This window comes from Nocardia sp. NPDC049526 (assembly GCF_044465765.1).
Classification (GTDB): domain Bacteria; phylum Actinomycetota; class Actinomycetes; order Mycobacteriales; family Mycobacteriaceae; genus Nocardia.
Genome location: NZ_JBITMA010000018.1, coordinates 112,047 through 131,096 on the forward strand (window position 1 = coordinate 112,047; position 19,050 = coordinate 131,096).

The window sequence follows — 19,050 nt, forward strand, 5'->3', positions numbered from 1 at the left end:
AAGCGGCACGCCGCGGCGACCATGATTTCCCGGTGACCACAGCCCGCGCAGCACTGCAGAACTTCTTCGCCGCCGAAGCCGCCTACATCACCGAGGGCGCGAACTTCGATGCGATGGCCGCCTGCTTGGCCCCCGATGTCGTCATGTACCAGGCCGAGCACCTCCCTTACGGCGGCGAATGGCACGGCCCCGACGGCATCGAGAACTTCATGGCGGCGATGAGCCGGACCTGGGCCACGCTGGAGTTCCTCGAGCAGCGATTCGTGGTGGACGGCGACACAGTGGTCATCTACAACCGCGGCCGCATGCTGGCCCGCGACACCGGCCGGATGCTGGAGACCTCGGTGATGCAGCTGATGACCTTCCGCGACGGGCTGATCGCCGAGATCCGGCCGTTCTATCTGGATACCGCGGCCGTCGTCGAGGTGCTGACCGAAGCGCACCACTGATAGAAGCACGCACTCATTCCACGTGGGCCGGAGAGCTGTACCAGGTGTTGCACTCCCAGGTGTCGCCCTTGTCGGAACCCCATTTCCACCAGCCCCATACGTTCTCTTCGGTGCCCTGCATGCGTGGATCGCGGGTGGCGTGGCTGCTCTGGACGGTGCGGGAGGCTTCGGTCCAGGTTTGTTCATCGATATCGGCGCGGCCGAAGTTGGTGCCGAGGAACATGCCGGAGAAGCAGCGGGCCTGCAGTTCCATGCGGCGGCTCTGTTCGCGACCGGCGGTGGTTTCCTTGCCGACGGTCGCACGTTTCTCGTTGTAGGCCTGCATGACGCCGATCAGGTTCTGCACGTGGTGGCCGTATTCGGTACTGAGGACGGCCAATTGGGCGCCGCGGCGCGAGCCGCTGGACAGCGGCCGCATGGCGTCGTACGGCAGGACCAGGGTTTCGTCGAGGGCGCAGTAGAAGGTTGTCGGGCCGTTGCGCAGTCGCTGCACGCATTGGCTTGCCACATCACGGGATTCGGTGGGGGCGAGTAGCCGCGGCGGATGGAACGGCAGTCCGGCGCCGCGCAGTGTCGGTTCCCATGACGCGTCCAGGCAGGCGATCGCGGACCGGTAGAAGGCCCGCGCCGTCTCCGGATCGTCGTGCCAGGCGGGCAGTTTGCAATCGACCCTGCCGAGTCCGATGTGCTGGGCGAAGAGCGGATGATCGGCCAGCGCCTGCACCGCGCGGCTCGACGCGACCGGCATCCCGGCCGGCGATAACCCGGCCAACGGCGCGAAGGCGACCGGGGGCGCGGCATCGCCGATCGGATTCGCCGAGTCGGGCAGGGCGCCCGCGAATCCCGGTGTCGTCGAATCGGAAATTGTACGCGCGGTATGCATTTCGCCCACGTCGGCGGAGCGTCCGGTCACCAGCAGGCCCGTCGCGGTGAGCGCACCGATCACACCGAGCACCACCCACATCAGCACGATGCGATTGCCGCGCAACTGACCGAGCCGAGAGCTGAACGTGCTGTTCATGACCTACCTAGAGAGCTCGATCACCGCACATTCATTGGAACTCCGCCCACATCGGTCTGCAACTCGTAGAGCCGCTCAGCGGGTCACAGTGTGGCCACAAGTTCGCGCAGCACCGGCAGGCTGACCGAGCCGGAGCCGAGCACCACATCGTGGAATGCCTTGATGTCGAAGGCGGCACCGAGCCGCTCGGCGGCCTGCCTACGTTGCCGGCGAATCTCGAGCTGACCGACCTTATAGGCCACGGCCTGACCGGGGATCGCAATATAGCGGTCGATCTCGACCTCGATCTCGGTCAGCCCGACCGGTGCGTTGGCCACCATGAAGTCGATGGCCTGCTGACGACTCCAGCCCTTGGCGTGGATTCCGGTATCGACGACGAGCCGGCACGAGCGCCACGAATCGGCGGCCAGCATGCCGACGCGCGCCAAATCGTCGTCGTACAAACCCATTTCGTCGGCAAGACGTTCGGTGTAGAGCGCCCAGCCCTCGACGAAGGCGGTATTCGCGAAGGACTGCCGTTGGAATCGCGGCAGCTGATCGAGTTCATTGGCGATGGTGAGTTGCAGGTGATGCCCCGGAATCGCCTCGTGATAGGCCACCGCCGCCGTCTCGTAGCGGCTGCGGCCGGTGGGTTCGTGCTGGTTCACGAAGTAGGTGCCCGGCCTTGATCCGTCCGCGGCGGGCGGAAAGTAGTACGCCGCAGGCGCATCCGCGGCCAGGAATTCCGGCACCGGGACGATATCGCAGGATTCCTTGGGCAGGCGGCCGAACCAGTTGCCCATCTCCGCGACCGCCGCGCCGAGCGCACGCTGTGCATCGGCCATGATCTCCGCGCCACTGCCGTAACGCAGTCCGGTATCCCGGCGCAGGCGGGTGAAGATTTCGGCGGTATCGGCAGTCCCGAACAGCCGGGTCCCGACCGCGGCGTACTCCGCACGCAGCAGCGCCAATTCGGCGAGACCGAGTTCGTGGATCTCGTCCGCGCCGAGATCGGGCAGGGTGGTGTGGCGGCGCAGCTGCCGCCGGTAGATGTCCTCGCCGTCGGCACCGAGCCAGCACAGACCGCATTTGTCATCGGGACGGGCGGCGGGGCGCAGTTCGTCGGCCAGTACGTCTCGATAGCGTTGGAAGGCCGGGCGAATCACCTCGCGCGCGACCTCGGTGAGTTCGGTGCGCCAGTCGGCTTCCCCGTCCCAATCTGCCGGGCCGGCGAAGGTGACGAACGGATCGGCGGCGATATCGGAGGCCAGGTAGCCATCCAACTGGTTGAGCGAGCGTTCGATGGTGATGCGCGCGGGCGTGCGGCCTGCGGCCAGGCCGTTGCGGAACTGCTGGACCGCCTGGTCGAACAGCGTGCCGAACTGGCGATACCGCCGGACCAGGGCGTGCGCATGTTCGGGCTGCGGCGCCTTGGTCTGGGTGGCCATCATGAGCATGCCCGCGTGCACGCCGTCCATCTGGTCCGATGCCAGTTCGGTCGGCCGCCAAGCCAGATTGTCGATGGCCGTATCCAGTTCGGTGCGCAGCAGACCGTGGGTGACCCGGTCGGTTCCGCTGAGCTTTTCGGCGTCGAGACCGACGACCTGATCGCGCAACTCGCGCAAGGTCGCGAGCAGTCGCTGTTCGGCCTCGGGCGAGCGATCCTCGACGCGGTCGTCGAAGCGGTGGTCGCCGAGCAAGGTGGCCGTGCTCGGTGCGGCCGCCAGCACACTGTCCCAATAGCGGTCGGCCAGATTCGTCAGTTCGTCATGCCCGTCCACAGCGCCATTCCTCCGGTAGTGGTCGTTGGGCGCGCCAGCGCCCAACACTGGCCAGCGTCTGATGTGCACAGCGAAGACCGAGCACCAGCTCGGCCTTCGCCGTGCACATCCCGCCATCTTGCCTCGAGGCGGCCACAGACGGTCCGACTTCTAGCCCACGCCCAGGTAGGCCGACTTTACCGCGGGGTCGGTGAGCAGATCCCCGCCGATACCGCTCTTGGTGACCTCACCGGTCTCCAGGATGTAGGCGCGATCGCTGCGGGTCAGCGCCTGCTGGGCATTCTGCTCGACCAACAGCACCGTGGTGCCCTGCTGGTTGATCTCGCTGATGATCCGGAAGATCTGCTGAATCACCATGGGCGCCAAGCCCATCGAGGGTTCATCGAGCAGCAGCAGGCGCGGACGGGCCATGAGCGAGCGGCCGATGGCCAGCATCTGCTGCTCACCGCCGGAGAGCGTGCCGCCGACCTGCTTGCGTCGCTCGGACAGCCGTGGGAACAGCTCGAAGACCCACTCGAGTGTCTGGCCGTACTCCGCCTTCTGCTTGAAAGCCCTTCCGTAGCAACCCATATCGAGGTTCTCCTGGACCGTCATACCGGGGAATACACCCCGGCCCTCCGGCGCCTGGATCAACCCGTGCGTCACCCGCTCGTGCGCCTTCATCTGGGTGATGTCACGGCCCTCGAACCTGATCTTGCCGCGGGTCAGCGGCAGCAAACCGGACAGCGCACGCATGGTGGTGGTCTTCCCCGCGCCGTTGGCGCCGAGCAGAGTCACCAGCTCACCCTCGGCGACACGGAGCGAAACCCCGTGCAGCGCTTGGATTCTGCCGTAGTTGACGACCATGTCGTCGACCTCTAGCAGCGGCGGCGCCTCGCTGAAGTCGCGCGGCTCCGCTCTGCGATGCTCGCCACCGGCCGGAGTCGATTCGTCGACAGGCTGTTCCGGTTCGATCACTTCGGTTACGGCGGTGGCCTTTTCGGCCGCCGCGGCCTCGGCATCCGGAACACCCAGATACGCCGCGATCACATCCGGGTTGTCGCGAATGTCCGCGGGTAGCCCGTCGGCGATCTTGCGACCGAACTCCAGCACCACGATCCGGTCCGTGACACCCATGACCAGGCGCATATCGTGCTCGATCAGCAGCACGGTGAACCCGTCGTCGCGGATCTTGCGGATCAGATCCATCAGCGCCGATTTCTCGCTCGGATTGAACCCGGCGGCGGGTTCGTCCAGGCAGAGCAGTTTCGGCTCGGTGGCCAGCGCGCGGGCGATCTCCAATCGGCGCTGATCGCCGTAGGAGAGATTGCGCGCCTTCTCCACCGCGCGCGGTGCGATCCCGACGAATTCGAGCAAGGCCATGCCGCGCTCGATCGCGTCCTTCTCCTCGCTGCGGTGCCGCGGGGTGCGGAAGATCGCGCCGGGCACCGAAGTCTTATGCCTGGCGTCGGTGCCGACCACCACATTCTCCAGCGCGGTCATCTCACCGAAGAGCCGCACATTCTGGAAGGTGCGAGCGATACCGAGCCGGGTGATCTCGTTGCGCTTGGTCTTCGTCAGCGGTTTGCCGTCGAAATACACCAGACCCGAGGCCGGTTTGTAGACACCGGTAATGGCATTGAAGCAGGTGGTCTTGCCCGCGCCATTGGGGCCGATCAGTCCGAGGATTTCGCCGCGGCGGATCTCGAAGCTGACCTTGTCCAATGCGGTCAGACCGCCGAACTGCACCGTGAGCCCATCGGTGCGCAGCAGCGGCGCACCCACCGCGGTCTCGATGTCGCGGTGCGGCGCAACCACATCCGCGACGACTTCGGCATCGGCGAGCACCGGGATCACGGCGGTGACATCGACCTCGCCCGCGCTCTCGACCTCGGGCGGGGCCGCGTAACCGGCGGCCATATCCTCGTTGTCGAACAGGGCGTCACCCGCGCCTGGCCCGGTCATCGTCCTGCTCCGATCAATTCACGCTCGCCCGGTTTGCGCACGGCCTGATACACCTGCCTACCGAAGGTCAGCAGCTTCTGCCGCACCGGGAACAGACCCTGTGGCCGCAGAATCATCATGACCACCAAGGTAATTCCGAAGTACATGTACTTGAGGTCACCGAGGGACTGCGCACCGCCGACCCGGAACAGCAGCACGCTGCCGAGCAGCAGTGCACCCAAGACGCCGGTGACCACCATGCCGAAGATGCAGCCGCGCCGCGGCCACGCACTCAGGCTGTCGCCCTTGTACTTCCACACGAGGACCAATCCGACGAAGACCAGCACGTCGATGGCCAACAGGATGTACCCGGTGGACTCGTTGCTCACCAATTTCACCGACTGCAGCCGCGCGGGCAGATAGGCGATGATGAACGCGCCGAAGATGACTCCGAGCTTATTGCCCTGACCGCCGATGACGACCGCGCACAGGAACAGCATCGAGTTGATGATGTTGAACCCGGTCGGATTGATGAACTGCACCTGACCGGCGTAGATCGCACCGGACATGCCGCCGACGGCAGCGCCGATCAGGAAGGCCCACAGCTTGAATTTGAAGGTCGGCACGCCCATGATCTCGGCGGCGTCCTCGTCCTCGCGAATGGCCACCCAGGCGCGGCCGACCCGGCTGCGTTCCAGATTGCCGACGATCAGCAGCACGATGATCACCAGCACCATCGCGAACCAGTACCACCAGGTGCCGTAACTGGCCCGGTCGAGCAGATTCGCGCTATCGGCGTTGCCGCTGTTACCGCCGGAGAACACACCCTCGGGCTTGCTGGCGGATTCGCCGACATGTGGGAAGGCGACACCGGACAAACCCAGGCTGCCATTGGTGATATCGGAGAGATTGTCGGCGAGCAGCCGCACGATCTCACCGAAGCCGAGGGTGACGATCGCCAGATAGTCACCGCGCAGCCGCAGTGTCGGGGTGCCGAGGATGATGCCGGAGATGGCCGTCACCGCGACCGCGATCGGCAGACAGGCCATCCAGGCCCAGGTCGGATTCAGCCAGCCGCCGTCGGTCTGATTCCACGGACTGTTCGGGCTGGTGAGCAGGCCGACCGTATACGCGCCGATGGCGTAGAAGCCGACATAGCCGAGGTCGAGCAGACCCGCCTGTCCGACAACGACATTCAGGCCGATGGCGATCAGCGCGTACATGGCGACCTGCGCCATGACCAGACCGAAGTTGTAGCCGGGGGTATCCAGCAGCGGCGGCGGGAACAGCGGAAGAAGTGCGAGCAGAATGAGGATCGGCACGCCGACACCCCATTGCGCGGGGCGGCTCAGGCCGTCCCACCAGGTCCGAATCGCGTCTCCGGCACCGTGTTTGGGCGGGGCCGCCTTGGTCGTCTCGGGTGCGGAGTCCGGGGTTTTGGTCGAGTCGGTCATGCGCGGGCCCTCCCGAGACTCTCACCGAGGATGCCGGTCGGGCGCACCATCAGCACCAGCACCAGCACGACGAACGCGACGACATCGCGCCACTCCGAACCGAGCAGCGACTGGCCGTACTGTTCCACCACACCGAGCAGGATGCCGCCGAGCAGTGCGCCGCGCAGATTGCCGATGCCGCCGAGCACCGCGGCGCTGAATGCCTTGATGCCCAGAATGAATCCACCGGAGTAGATGATGCCCTGCGGGATCTTGATCGCGTACAGCAGCGCGGCCGCACCGGCGAGTACACCGCCGATGAAGAAGGTCAACATGATGACCCGCTCCCGCGAAACGCCCATCAGCGTCGCGGTATCGGGATCCTGGGCGACGGCGCGGATGCCGCGCCCGAATTTGGTCCGGTTGATCAGCACCTCGGTCACTATCGCCAGCGCGACCGCCGCGAGCACGATCAGCAGTTTGATGTTGTCGACCTCGGCGCCGAAGAAGCTGAACTGCACACTCGGCTCGACCAGTTTGATCGGCTGCTGCGCATTGGTGCCGCCGAGTTTGGGATTGATCTTCGGCAGGATGAAGTGCACGAACTCCTGGATCACGAACGACATACCGATCGCCGTGATGAGGAAGCTGAGCGGTTTGGCCCCGCGTCTGCGCAATGGCCGATAGGCCACACGCTCCAATCCGACTGCGGCGCCACCGGACACCAGCATGCCGATGATCATCGCCAACGCGAGATAGGTAACCGTCAGGATGATGCCCTGGGTGTACACATCGGGATTCGCCACGAATCCGAACAGCATGAGCCCGACCAATTGACCGAACATGCCGAGCATGAATATTTCCGAATGGGCGAAATTGATCAGCCGCAATACGCCGTAGACCAGGGTATAGCCCACGGCGACCAAGGCATAGATTGAGCCGTAGGTCACCCCGTCGACGGTCAGTCGCCAGAAGTTATCGATCACTCCGTGGTAGTTGAAGTCGATCGAACCGCCGGCGAGTTGTGCTACACCGGCCAATGCCGTTGATTTCATTCGTCTTTTGCCCTCATTCATTCGCCCACCCGACACGGCGGCACGTACGGGGATTCCACGAACCCCTGTACGTGCCGCCGTGCGGATTGTCTAGGGCTACTTGACCTCGTAGATCCAGATCAGCGCGTTGGACAGTTCACCGGTCGCGTTCCACTTGTACTGACGCGCGAGGCCGGGGCCGTCATAGGACCGCACGTACTCGAGCAGGTCGGGACGGGTCAGCTTGCCGCCATCGATGCCCTTGGCCAAGATCGTGGTCAGATCGTAACCCTCGACCGAGTACACACCGGGCTCGGCGCCGTTGAGGGCCTTGTAGTCCGCCGTGAACTTATCCGGCGCCGGGCCACACGGGCAGGACAGCACCGCGCCCTTGGCCGAGCTACCGGCCTGGGCGACGAACTGCGGATCGTTGGTGCCGTCGGCGGAGACGAAGACCGCCTTGACGCCACCGGACTTCAGCTGCTGGGCCAGCGGGGCGCCCTCGGAGTAGTAGCCGGAGTAGAAGACGGCGTCCGGCGCGGCGCTCGCGATCTTGGTGACCGTGGCGGAGAAGTCCTTGTCGCCCTTCTTGATGCTGGCGTTGCAGGACGCGTCGTTGGCCGAGCCGAGGCCCTCGATGATCGTCTTGGCCAGACCGGTGCCGTAATCGGTGTTGTCCTGGATGACGCAGACCTTCTTGTAGCCCGCGGTGTTGACCAGGTACTTGCCGACCGACGGACCCTGCACGCCGTCATTGGCCAGGCCGCGGAAGAAGCTGGTCCAGCCGTTCTGGGTCAGCGTCTCATTGGTGGCCGAGGCGGTCGTCGAAACCAGGCCGGCGTCGCTGAGGATCTTGCCGGTCGCCTTGGTCTCACCGGAGAACGCCGGACCGACCAGGCCGATGATCGACTTGTCATTGACGATCTGCGGGATGACCTGGGTGGCCTTCTGCGGGTCGCCCTCGGTGTCGAACTGCTTGAGCTCGATCTTGCAGCCCGGGTTGGCCTTGTTGTGCTTGTCCAGCGCGAGCTTCACACCGTCGACGATATTGATGCCGAGGGCTGCGTCCGGACCGGTGAGCGCGCCCGCCATGGCGATCGCGGTGCCCGCCGGGCAGGTCGCCTTGCCGTCGCCGGCCGGGTCGGCGGCCGAGGCGCTGTCCGACTTCGGCACCTGCTTGCCGTTGGCGTCGATCTGCATGACCGGCTGGATCTTCAGACCGCCCGCGCCGCTGGTGCCGGAGGTGCCCGAACCACCATCGGTCGATTTATCGCTACACCCCGTCAGCACGAGCGCGGCGGCGGCACCGATGGCCAATGCACCCCGCATCGAACGACTGCGCCATGTCGAACTAAGCACGTTTCACCTCTACGTCCTGTGCTCCCCCGGGCTCTCCTCCGAGGAGGCCGACCACGTCAGCCCGGTCAGAACATAGCGTTGGTACGTTAGCTGCGCATCACATTCGGACCATCCGATCGACATCGTTTCGAATTTTTCATCGCGATCGGGTTTCCGGAAAGTAAAATTTCCGGCCTTGGACGGCCGAAGCGCAAGGACGCGCCTACTTCGGGGCCAGATTTTCCAGCACGACCTCGGCTACCGCCTTCATGGTAGTGCGGCGGTCCATCGCCGTTCGCTGAATCCACTTGAATGCCTGCGGCTCCGACAATCCCTGGGTCTGCATGAGCACGCCCTTGGCCCGCTCGACCAGCTTGCGCGTCTCGAGGCGGTCGGCCAGATTGGCGACCTCGCTCTCCAGCGCGGTGATCTCGTGGAAGCGGCTCGCCGCCAACTCGATGGCGGGCACCAGATCCGACTTCGTGAACGGCTTGACCAGATATGCCATCGCACCGGCGTCACGCGCCCGCTCGACCAGATCGCGCTGACTGAATGCGGTCAAAATCACAACCGGCGCAACGCGTTTCGACGCGATTTCGGCCGCGGCATCGATACCGTCGCGGCGCGGCATCTTCACATCCATGATGACCAGGTCCGGCCGATGCTCCACCGCCAGATCAACCGCCTGCTGGCCGTCGCCCGCCTCACCGACAACCTGGTAGCCCTCTTCGGTCAGCATCTCCACCAGATCCATGCGGATGAGCGCTTCGTCTTCCGCGACGACGACCCGCTTCGCCCCGGCGTCCCGCTTCGTGCCGGCGCCCCCTGCTGTGTTGCTCATAGGTAGACCCCTCTGGTTCCGATGCCGTGTCCCCGACACGCGAATGAGTGGCCGCGGTCCGGGCACCGGTCCAACGCCCAACTATCGCCGTCGAGTGATGTAAAGAGTACCTTTCAGTTCCGCATACAACCCATATACCCTGCGCAAACCGGGCGTCGATCACTTCTGACCCAGCCCATTCGTGATTTTCGACAGTGACCCGCTATGCTTTTCCACCGGTGCGCCGATTTGGCGGAACTGGCAGACGCGACGGTCTCAAAAACCGTTGTCCGAAAGGACGTGTGGGTTCGAGTCCCACAATCGGCACCAACTGGTAGGCGGCCCATGCTCTTGGAGAGCATGGGCCGTTCTCACCGGAGGCCCGCTCGGGCGCCGATCGAACTAGAGCGCGGGCTGTCTCGTATTTCGGGCGTAGGGTTTGCAATGGGCGGCCCGATGCGGAGGTGCCTCGATGCGGGTGAACAGGACCACTGTCGATCTGTCCGGGTATCCGGATCTGGTCGTCATCTATCTCGGGATGCGCGTGCGCAAGCCACGCGGCATCCTGCGATTGCTGGGTCTGGGCCCGAAACTGTATCGGTCGCACAAGGATCGGCCGGATGGGCTGCTGTTGCACGAGGACGTGATCTGGTCGCTGTTTCCGCCGCATTGGGGGGCGCGGCAGTATTGGCGGGATCTGGATTCGCTGGAACGGTGGACACGCTCTGCGCCGCATCGGGATTGGTGGCAGAAGTTCCTGCGCGACTCCGGTGGGACCGGGTTCTGGCACGAGGCCTACTTCATGCGCGGCGGTATCGACGCGATGTACGACGATATGGAAGGCGCCTCCGGCCTGCCGCGGTTCGCACCCGTCGTGGCCTCGCGCGGCCGGATGTTCACGACCCGGGGCCGGGTGCACGGCGAAGCGGACAAGACGGCGCCGGTCGTCGCCGAATCCGCTTATTACCGTGGGGAGTCCGAGTAAATCGGATCCCCAACCGTGGCAATACTGTGATGGTTGAAACCGCTCGCGCCGGGTACCTTCAGCAGGACGCCCAGACCTCGATTACCGATCGACCACCTAGCGGCAACGCGTATCGAGCGTCTATCCGAATACCGGGGCGTACTTCGTGTACGGCACTTGACCAGCAGATGAATATATATTCCGCGGGCTGTGATTCGATGTCGACGGCCTTCTGGTCGGTCCGTGTGCGGCCTACCGTATCCGCATGCACGTCCTGTTCGTCTGCAACGGCAATGTCTGCCGTTCGGTAATCGCCGAGCGGCTCACCCGCGCCGTAGCGGTCGAATACAACCTGCCCGGGCTCACCGCGGAGAGTGCGGGAACCCGTGCGCTGGTTGGCTTTCCGATCGAGCCGCTCGCCGCGCGGACGATCGAGGGGCTCGGCGCAGGCGCCGACCATTTCCGGGCACGCAAACTCAAGCCGGAGCTGATCGATCGCGCGGATCTGGTGCTCGCCATGACCGAACAGATCCGCGATCAGGCGGCGCAGATGGCGTTCGGCGCCGGATCGCGCACCTTCACCCTCTTGGAGGCGCATCGCATCGCCAAGGTCACCGGCGCCGAGACGATCGCCGATCTGGACCGCGCCCGCCACGACCTGGCACTCGTCGGCCGGGAGAATATCGCCGACCCGGTCGGACTATCGGAGGCCGCGTTCTGCGAGGTGGGCGACCGCATCGCCGAGGCATTGGTGCCGCTGCTGCTGGCGTTGGCGCCGCACGAGCAGCAACGGCCGGACGAGAGCGAACGCCCCGGCCTCGTGGTGGCCCCCGGAGCGCGTCCCGCGCCGCTGGCCGCCTTCCTTGCCGCCCAGCGTATCCGGTGACACGCAGGGCCCGGTGTCCAATCAGCGGGTAAAGGGATTACACTCGCGCGCGGAATAACTTCCGCCGTTGATGGTTCGACACACGACAGGAATCAGACATGCCGAAACGAATTTCGGATGTTTCGCTCCATGTTTATGTGACACCGGAAACCCTCGATCGCGTCGTCGATTCGGTGCGGGAGGTGGTGGACGACCACCTCCAGGACCGCGATGTCTTCGCCTGGCGCTTCACACTGCCCGTCGAGCCCGACGCACCGGAGCACCTACTACTCGAAACCCAGTGGCGGGTAGAGCATCCCGGCCAAGAGCAGGGCGCCAGAGGCACCTATGAGATCGCACTCAGCCTGGTCGGTGCGCCGCGTGACCTGACCGCATCGAGCCTGAGCGCGCTGGAGAAGCGCCTGATGTTGGAAACCGCAAGCTGCCCAATGGATCTCGAGATCCCGCGGACCATCCGAGTGCAGCGCCGCGACAGCTTCGACTTCGAAATCGAGCGCGAATCCCTATGATGCTCGCACCCATGTGCTTGCGAAATCAGTTGCTACTGTCCGCAATACACATGGGTACGGGGCTCATCTACGCGCCGGGAAGTGGCGGATAATGCCTTCCTGGACCGTGGTGGCGAGCAATTCGCCACTGCGGGAGAAGAATCGGCCCGTGGCAAGGCCACGCGAACCAGCGGCCACCGGCGATTCGGTGGCGTAGAGCGCCCAATCGTCGAAGCGGAACGGGCGGTGGAACCAGATCGAATGGTTGATCGTCGCGGCCACGATGCGGTCCAGACCCCAGGACAGGCCGTGCGTGGTGATGATCGAATCGAGCACCGTGGTGTCGGACGAATAGCCAAGCGTCGCAACGTGAATCAGCGGATCGTCGGGCAGCCTGCCATCGGCCCGCATCCACACGCGGTTGTGATTGAGCCGCTCCCCCGTGCCCTTCAGGATCCAGGCCGGATCATTGGTGTACCGCATATCGATCGGATGCGGCGCCTTGACGAACATCTCCAGCTTGTCTTCCAAGCCTGCGAAACTCTCCTCGACGCGCGGCAGCGTCTCCGGATCCGGCACCTCCGGCTGGGCATGCGCGTGCTCGAGCCCCTTGCCCCAATCCTGGAACGCGGCGAGCATGACGAACAGCTCCTGACCGTCCTGGGTCGCGGTGACCGTGCGGTTGGCCAGCGAGCGTCCGTCGCGGTGGCGGTCGACCTGATATTCGATCGGCTTCTTCACATCGCCACCACGCACGAAATGCGCGTTGACGGCGTGCAGCGGACGGTCGCCGTCGACCGTCCGTCCCGCCGCCATGATCGCCTGCGAAACCAGCTGACCGCCGAACGTGCGGCTCCAGACCTTCTCCGGATGCTGGCCGACGAAGACATCCTCGTCGACCTGTTCCAGATCGAGCAGTCCGAGCAGCACGTCGAGGTCGGTACCCTCCGCTGCGGCCCCGAGGCCGACAGCGCCACCTAGCGAAGCGCTCACAACTGCGCCTCGCTGACGGTCGGCTCCGTTGCGACCGCTGGCGTTGCTGTGTTCTCGGTTCGTTCGCTGCGCTCACTCACGGCTAATGGTCCTCCTCACCGATACGGTGCACATGGATCAGGTTGGTGGAGCCGACAGTACCGGGCGGGGAGCCTGCCACGATTACCACCAGATCACCTTTGTGGTATCGCTCCATGGACAGCAGTGCTACATCCACCTGGTGGATCATCGCATCGGTGCTGTCCACCGTCGGGACGATGAAGGTTTCGGTGCCCCAGGTGAGCGACAGCTGGCTGCGCACTTCGGGAAGGGGGGTGAACGCCAGCAACGGCAGCGGGGTGTGCAGACGCGCCAGCCGGCGAACCGTATCGCCGGACTGGGTGAAGGCGACCAGCGCCTTGGCATTGAGCCGCTCGCCGATATCGCGGGCGGCGTAGGAGATGACACCGCGCTTGGTGCGCGGCACGTGGGTCAGCGGCGGCACCCGGGTGGATTCGGTCTCCACCGCGTGCACGATGCGCGCCATGGTGCGGACCGTCTCGATCGGATACGCGCCGACCGAGGTCTCACCCGACAGCATCACCGCATCGGCGCCGTCGAGCACCGCATTGGCCACATCGGAGGCCTCGGCGCGGGTCGGGCGGGAGTTCTCGATCATCGACTCCAGCATCTGGGTCGCGACGATGACCGGCTTGGCATTCTCGCGAGCCATCTGGATGGCCCGCTTCTGCACGATCGGCACCTGCTCGAGCGGGAGTTCGACGCCGAGGTCACCGCGGGCGACCATGACCGCGTCGAAGGCGAGCACGATGGCCTCGAGATTGTCGATGGCCTCGGGCTTCTCCAACTTGCCGATCACCGGAACGCGGCGGCCGACCCGGTCCATCACGTCGTGCACCAGCTCGACATCCGAGGGTGAACGCACGAAGGACAGCGCGATGAAGTCCACGCCGAGCTTGAGCGCGAATTCGAGGTCCTCGATGTCCTTCTCCGACAGCGCGGGCACGGATACGTCCATACCCGGCAGCGAGACACCCTTGTTATTGCTGACCGGTCCGCCCTCGGTCACCCGGCAGACGACATCGTTGCCCTCGACCCCGATGACGGTGACGCCGACCTTGCCGTCGTCGATGAGCAGGCGGTCGCCCGGCTTAGCGTCCTTGGCCAGCTCTTTGTAGGTAGTGGAGACGCGATCGTGGGTGCCATCGATCTCGTCGACGGTTATGCGGACCTCTTCACCGTTGGCCCATACGGTCTTGCCCTCTGTGAAGCGGCCCAGCCGGATCTTCGGTCCCTGCAGGTCGGCGAGAATTCCGACCGCCCGGCCGACATGGTCCGAGGCCTGCCGCACCTTCTTGTAGTTCTCGGCATGGTCGGAGTGCTCGCCATGGCTGAAATTCAGCCGCGCCACATCCATGCCGCTCTCGACGAGTTCCCGAATACGTTCCTCGGTAGCGGTCGCTGGGCCGAGAGTGCACACAATCTTCGTCCGTCGCATCACGAGTAGAGCCTAGTCCCGTGCAGTGCCCCTAGCCCGCTGTGGCCTCGGTGAAAGCTAGGTGAAAAATATGTACGAAGGCTTAGTGGAAAGTACAAACGGGCCTCGTCAGCGGGCGACATGGCGGGACAGCCGAGTTTCCAGACGGGTCTGGCCGAAGCCGAGGACCAGACAGATCACCCAGTAATACAGTGCGGCGACGCCGTACAGGGCGAAGAAGTCGAAGGTGGGCGCCGCGGCCAGCTGCGCGGTGCGCAGGAGTTCGGTCACCAGGATGGTCGAGGCCAGCGAGGTGTCCTTCACCAGAGAGATGAGGGTGTTGGACAGCGGCGGCACGGCGATGCGCGCGGCCTGCGGCAGGATGATCAGCCGCAACTCCTGGGCATACGACATGCCGAGCGCCTTGGCCGCCTCCCACTGTCCTTCCGCGACGCTCAGGATGGCGGCGCGCACGACCTCGGCGGCGTAACCGCCGACATTGAGGCTGAAGGCGATTACCGCCGCCGGGAACGGATCGATGACGATATCGAACTGCGGCAGCGCATAGAACACGATGAACAGCTGCACCAGCAGCGGCGTGCCCCGAATGATCGAGATGTAGAACCTGGCGGGCGCCGAGAGGAACCACAGCGGTGACATCCGCGCCAGCGCCAGGAACAACGCGATGACCAGACCGATGACGAAGCTGATGGCGGTGAGCGGGATGGTCTTGTCGATCGTGGCCTGCAGCATCGGCCACAGGTTGTGCCAGATCAGCTCCCTGGTTGCGGGATCCACGGACGGTTATTTGCTGACGTCGGTGCCGAAGTACTTTTCCGAGATCTTGGCCAGCGTGCCGTCCGCGCGCAGCTGGTCCAGCGCGGTGTTCACCTGGCCGATCAGCGCGTCGTCCTTGCGGGCGGCGAATGCCTGATTGCTGACCTCACCGGCCTTGGCGGCGATCTTGACGCCGGTGTCGCCGTTCTTCTTGATGTAGTCGAGCGCGACCAGGCTGTCGTTGACGGTCGCGTCGACGCGGCCGGTCTTCAGCAACTGGACCGCCTGCACGAAGCCCTCAACCGCCTCGACCTTCGCACCCGCGCCCTGGGCGACCTTGGCCCAGTTACTGGTCGCCGACTGCGCGCTGGTCTTGCCGTTCAGGTCCGCGAGCGAAGTGATGTTGTTGCTGTCCGCGCGGGTGAGGATCACGCCCTCGGAGGTGGTGTAGGACTGCGACAGGGCGTACTTGGACTTGCGCTCGTCGGTGATCGACACCTGGTTGGCGACCAGGTCGAAGCGCTTGGACTCGAGACCGGCGAAGATCGCGTCCCACGGCGTCTGCACGAACTCGATCTTCTTGCCGATCTTGTCCCCGACCGCCTGGATCACCTCGATGTCGTAGCCGGTGAGCTTGCCGTCGGAGCCCTGGTAGCTGAAGGGCGAGTAGGTGCCTTCGGTGCCGACCTTCAGCACGTTCGGATCGTTGCTGCTGCCGCAGGCGGTGAGCCCGGTGGCTGCGACGATGGCGAGCATGGCGGCGGCGAACAGCTTGCGGCGCACGGAAGTCCCTCTCTCGACACAAAAACCCGGCTCAGGCTACGCCAGGCAGATACCGACCGACAGTATTGCGATCATGGTGCGCCGAATCCTCGCACAGCCTGCCGAAAATGGCGACGGGCCCCGTCACATCGTCATCCGATGCGACGGGGCCAGTCGGTCGATAGTTCGCGGCGGTCAGTCGCGCAATGGCCGCCCGAGGCTGTCGGGCACCTTGCCGGTCAGCATCATGATGCCGTCGATCAGCGGCCAGATGCCACCGATACCGCAGGTCAACCAGGTGACCGCAATCTGAGCGATCGCGATGCCGGTGTGACCGGTGTAGAAACGGCCGATACCGAAGCCGCCGAGGAAGATCTGTAGCAGACCCGCGGTCAGCTTCTGCTTATCCGAGAACGGCACGCCGAACGGGTCGCGACCGTAGGGCGCTTCCGGATCGTTCGGGTTGTAGCCGCCGCCCGGGTACGGCGCCGGCGGGTAGCCGCCCGGCTGCTGACCGTAGGGATCGGGCTGGCCGTACTGCGGCTGACCGTACTGCGGCTGACCGTACTGCGGCTGACCGTACTGTTGCGGCGGCTGCTGGTTGTACGGATCCGACGGGTACTGCTGCCCCGGTGCATCCGGCTGCTTGTTCAGGTCCGGCCCCGTCCCAGGCGGACCATACTGGGGGCCGCCGAAGCCTGGCTGGTTCTGGTAGGGGTCGGTCACTAAATGTCCTCCATCATTCGTGCATTTCGACGGGCGCTCACCCGCCTCCCCGCGTCTTTTGCCGGGCATTTGGGCGCCCGAAGGTATCGTCGCGGACACGCGTTCACGTGTCTACTCGGTGCACCGACGAGCTGCCCGAGTTGTTATGGGATCAGCCGTCCTTTTTCGAGGTATCGACCTTGCCCTGCTCGGCGTCCGAGGTTTCGGACCCCGTTGAGTTATCGCCGGCGGTATCCGGTTCGTTGCCGGACTTCTCGGATTTTGTCGGATCCGGACTCTCGGCGCTGTGCTTCGGTGGCGCGGCTTCCGCCACCGCGGCCGCCTTCGACGCGGCCTCGGATTCGGCGCCCGCCGCCCGCAGGGCCCCGATCTGCCACGGCCATGGCCGCGAGACCGTCGACGGTTGCAGTTGGTCGGCGGTTTCCCTGCCCTTGGTCGCGAAGACGAAATAGGCCACGGCGGCGAGGAATACGAGTGCCGAGGTGAACGAGTTGATGCGGATACCCGCGATCTTGGTCGCCTCGTCGTCGCGCAGCAGTTCGACAACGAATCGGCCGAGGCAGTACCCGGCGACGTAGAGCGCGAACAGGCGGCCGTGCCCGATGCGGTAGCGCTTGTCGATCTGTACCAGCAGCACCACGATCAGCAGGTTCCAGATCATCTCGTACAGGAAGGTCGGCTGCACGACCTTGTCGACGATGCCGGTGGAGACGCCGTTCATCATGTCGAGCTTGCCCTGATCGTCGAAGCGCAGGTAGATCTCCAGACCCCACGGCAGATCGGTCTTGCGGCCGTAGAGCTCCTGGTTGAAGTAATTGCCGAGCCGGCCGATGGCCTGGGCCAGCAGAATCGGCGGCGCGATCGCATCGCCCAACGCGGGCAATGGAATTCGGTAGACCCGGCAGCCGATCCAGGCGCCGACGCCGCCGAGGAAGACCGCACCCCAGATGCCGAGGCCGCCCTGGTAGATCTTCAGCGCATCGATCGGATGGCCGTCGGCGCCGAAGTACTTCTGCCAGTCGGTGGCAACGTGATACAGCCGCCCGCCGAGCAGACCGAAGGGCACCGCGAACATCGCGACATCGAGAATCGCGCCCTTCTGCCCGCCGCGCTCCTGCCAGCGCCGCTCACCCCACCAGATGGCGACGACGATGCCGATGATGATGCACAGGGCGTAGGCCCGTAGCGGGAATGGACCGAGATGCCATACGCCCTGGGACGGGCTGGGAATGTAGGCCAGCACATCAGCGGTGACGGCACCGTTGCTCAGGACGCTGTCTGCGAGGACTCGTAAGGTCACGGCCCCAACCGTAGCGGAGCACGGCCACATCGCGAGATTCGCGGTCGGCGTGCCCCGCTCGCAGGCGCCTAGGAGGCGACGGTCGCGGAACGAACACCCTCGGCCAGTTCGGCCGTGAGGGTGCGCACCGCGTCGAGTCCCTGTGCTGCGGCGGTCACCAGTGCCGAGCCCACGATGACTCCGTCTGCGTAGGAGGCGATTTCGGCCGCCTGCGCACCGTTGCGCACGCCGAGGCCGACACCGATCGGGATATCGGAATGCGCGCGGATGCGCGCACACAGCGCCGGAGCCGCAGAGGAGACCACATCACGGGCGCCGGTGACACCCATGGTCGATGCCGCGTAGACGAAGCCGCGGCTGGCCTCCAGCGTCTTGACCAGACGCTCCTCGGTGGACGAAGGCGCGACGAGGAAGACGCGGTCCAGATCGTGTGCGGCCGAGGCGACGAACCAGCTGTCGGCCTCTTCCGGGATGAGGTTGGGGGTGATGATGCCGGACCCGCCCGCGGCGGCCAGATCGCGCGAGAAACGGTCGACGCCGTACTGCAGCACCGGATTCCAGTAACTCATCACGACGGCCTTACCGCCCGCCGCGGTGATCGCCTCGACCACCGAGAACACATCGCGCACCCGGACTCCGCCGCGCAGCGCCTGATCGGCGGCGGCCTGGATGGTCGGTCCGTCCATCACCGGATCGGAGTAGGCGACGCCGACTTCGACTATGTCGCAACCGGATTCGACCATGGTGCGGCACACCTCGATCGAACCGGCCAGATCCGGATAACCCGCGGGCAGGTAGCCGATCAGCGCGGCCCGGCCCTCGGCGCGACAAGCGGCGAAGGTGTTCGCAAGGCGGGACTGCTGACTCACGACTGTGCCTCGCCGGTGCTCGGCTCCGTC

General features: G+C 65.2%; 18 protein-coding genes, 1 tRNA gene and 1 pseudogene. 5 read left to right on the forward strand and 15 right to left on the reverse strand.

Annotated elements, in window-relative coordinates:
• Positions 1 to 32: 32 nt before the first annotated feature.
• Positions 33 to 449: a nuclear transport factor 2 family protein gene (locus tag ACIBW7_RS37945; protein WP_397055068.1), complete on the forward strand. Its 417-nt coding sequence runs from the start codon at positions 33 to 35 to the stop codon at positions 447 to 449.
• 13 nt (positions 450 to 462) lie between these two features.
• On the opposite strand, the gene ACIBW7_RS37950 is transcribed toward ACIBW7_RS37945, so the two are convergent.
• The 8 genes and pseudogenes from ACIBW7_RS37950 to ACIBW7_RS37985 all read right to left on the reverse strand — a co-directional run bounded on the left by ACIBW7_RS37950 (position 463) and on the right by ACIBW7_RS37985 (position 9,799).
• A complete protein-coding gene (locus tag ACIBW7_RS37950; RefSeq protein WP_397055070.1) occupies positions 463 to 1,470 on the reverse strand; it encodes a neutral zinc metallopeptidase in 1,008 nt (335 codons plus the stop codon).
• Between the two features lie 83 nt (positions 1,471 to 1,553).
• Positions 1,554 to 3,230 carry a DUF885 domain-containing protein gene (locus ACIBW7_RS37955; protein WP_397055072.1) on the reverse strand — a complete coding sequence of 559 codons (1,677 nt, stop codon included), beginning with the start codon at positions 3,228 to 3,230 and terminating at the stop codon, positions 1,554 to 1,556.
• A 150-nt stretch (positions 3,231 to 3,380) separates the two neighbouring features.
• Positions 3,381 to 4,076 (reverse strand): ABC transporter ATP-binding protein, encoded by a 696-nt coding sequence (locus tag ACIBW7_RS37960; protein ID WP_245567112.1) that lies wholly within the window; start codon positions 4,074 to 4,076, stop codon positions 3,381 to 3,383.
• A gap of 189 nt (positions 4,077 to 4,265) precedes the next feature.
• Positions 4,266 to 5,174, reverse strand: a pseudogene (locus ACIBW7_RS37965) (ABC transporter ATP-binding protein); the annotation flags it as partial.
• Positions 5,171 to 6,607, reverse strand: a complete 1,437-nt coding sequence (locus ACIBW7_RS37970; RefSeq protein ID WP_397055074.1) for a branched-chain amino acid ABC transporter permease — start codon at positions 6,605 to 6,607, stop codon at positions 5,171 to 5,173. The gene ACIBW7_RS37970 and the pseudogene ACIBW7_RS37965, both read right to left, overlap by 4 nt.
• Positions 6,604 to 7,641: a branched-chain amino acid ABC transporter permease gene (locus ACIBW7_RS37975; RefSeq protein WP_397055076.1), complete on the reverse strand. Its 1,038-nt coding sequence runs from the start codon at positions 7,639 to 7,641 to the stop codon at positions 6,604 to 6,606. Before ACIBW7_RS37975 ends, ACIBW7_RS37970 begins: the two co-directional genes overlap by 4 nt.
• A 96-nt stretch (positions 7,642 to 7,737) precedes the next feature.
• Positions 7,738 to 8,949, reverse strand: coding sequence for a branched-chain amino acid ABC transporter substrate-binding protein (locus ACIBW7_RS37980; RefSeq protein ID WP_364483917.1), 1,212 nt, complete (start codon positions 8,947 to 8,949; stop codon positions 7,738 to 7,740).
• A gap of 232 nt (positions 8,950 to 9,181) precedes the next feature.
• On the reverse strand, positions 9,182 to 9,799 hold the full coding sequence (locus tag ACIBW7_RS37985; protein WP_040688928.1) for an ANTAR domain-containing response regulator: 618 nt from the start codon (positions 9,797 to 9,799) through the stop codon (positions 9,182 to 9,184).
• Positions 9,800 to 10,021: 222 nt separating this feature from the next.
• On the opposite strand from ACIBW7_RS37985, the gene ACIBW7_RS37990 reads away from it, so the two are divergent.
• The 4 genes from ACIBW7_RS37990 to ACIBW7_RS38005 all read left to right on the forward strand — a co-directional run bounded on the left by ACIBW7_RS37990 (position 10,022) and on the right by ACIBW7_RS38005 (position 12,137).
• A tRNA-Leu gene (locus ACIBW7_RS37990) sits at positions 10,022 to 10,108 on the forward strand.
• Between the two features lie 142 nt (positions 10,109 to 10,250).
• The gene (locus ACIBW7_RS37995) at positions 10,251 to 10,763 is read left to right on the forward strand and encodes a monooxygenase family protein (RefSeq protein ID WP_397055079.1); all 513 of its coding nucleotides are present in this window, start codon (positions 10,251 to 10,253) and stop codon (positions 10,761 to 10,763) included.
• Positions 10,764 to 11,007: 244 nt separating this feature from the next.
• Positions 11,008 to 11,628 carry a low molecular weight phosphatase family protein gene (locus tag ACIBW7_RS38000; RefSeq protein ID WP_397055081.1) on the forward strand — a complete coding sequence of 207 codons (621 nt, stop codon included), beginning with the start codon at positions 11,008 to 11,010 and terminating at the stop codon, positions 11,626 to 11,628.
• A 98-nt stretch (positions 11,629 to 11,726) separates the two neighbouring features.
• Positions 11,727 to 12,137 (forward strand): hypothetical protein, encoded by a 411-nt coding sequence (locus ACIBW7_RS38005; RefSeq protein WP_397055083.1) that lies wholly within the window; start codon positions 11,727 to 11,729, stop codon positions 12,135 to 12,137.
• A gap of 63 nt (positions 12,138 to 12,200) precedes the next feature.
• Here ACIBW7_RS38005 and ACIBW7_RS38010 read toward each other — a convergent pair whose 3' ends face one another.
• From ACIBW7_RS38010 to trpA, 7 genes are all read right to left on the reverse strand, one after another.
• Positions 12,201 to 13,109 carry an acyl-CoA thioesterase II gene (locus ACIBW7_RS38010; RefSeq protein ID WP_357475162.1) on the reverse strand — a complete coding sequence of 303 codons (909 nt, stop codon included), beginning with the start codon at positions 13,107 to 13,109 and terminating at the stop codon, positions 12,201 to 12,203.
• Positions 13,110 to 13,191: 82 nt separating this feature from the next.
• Positions 13,192 to 14,610: a pyruvate kinase gene (gene pyk, locus ACIBW7_RS38015; RefSeq protein WP_397055085.1), complete on the reverse strand. Its 1,419-nt coding sequence runs from the start codon at positions 14,608 to 14,610 to the stop codon at positions 13,192 to 13,194.
• 105 nt (positions 14,611 to 14,715) lie between these two features.
• Positions 14,716 to 15,384 carry an amino acid ABC transporter permease gene (locus ACIBW7_RS38020; protein WP_397055087.1) on the reverse strand — a complete coding sequence of 223 codons (669 nt, stop codon included), beginning with the start codon at positions 15,382 to 15,384 and terminating at the stop codon, positions 14,716 to 14,718.
• 6 nt (positions 15,385 to 15,390) lie between these two features.
• Positions 15,391 to 16,146, reverse strand: a complete 756-nt coding sequence (locus ACIBW7_RS38025; protein ID WP_397055089.1) for an amino acid ABC transporter substrate-binding protein — start codon at positions 16,144 to 16,146, stop codon at positions 15,391 to 15,393.
• A 174-nt stretch (positions 16,147 to 16,320) separates the two neighbouring features.
• The gene (locus ACIBW7_RS38030) at positions 16,321 to 16,851 is read right to left on the reverse strand and encodes a TM2 domain-containing protein (RefSeq protein WP_397055091.1); all 531 of its coding nucleotides are present in this window, start codon (positions 16,849 to 16,851) and stop codon (positions 16,321 to 16,323) included.
• A 151-nt stretch (positions 16,852 to 17,002) separates the two neighbouring features.
• Positions 17,003 to 18,151, reverse strand: a complete 1,149-nt coding sequence (lgt, locus tag ACIBW7_RS38035; RefSeq protein ID WP_397055093.1) for a prolipoprotein diacylglyceryl transferase — start codon at positions 18,149 to 18,151, stop codon at positions 17,003 to 17,005.
• 68 nt (positions 18,152 to 18,219) lie between these two features.
• Positions 18,220 to 19,020: a tryptophan synthase subunit alpha gene (trpA, locus tag ACIBW7_RS38040; protein WP_397055095.1), complete on the reverse strand. Its 801-nt coding sequence runs from the start codon at positions 19,018 to 19,020 to the stop codon at positions 18,220 to 18,222.
• Between the last annotated feature and the right edge of the window lie 30 nt (positions 19,021 to 19,050).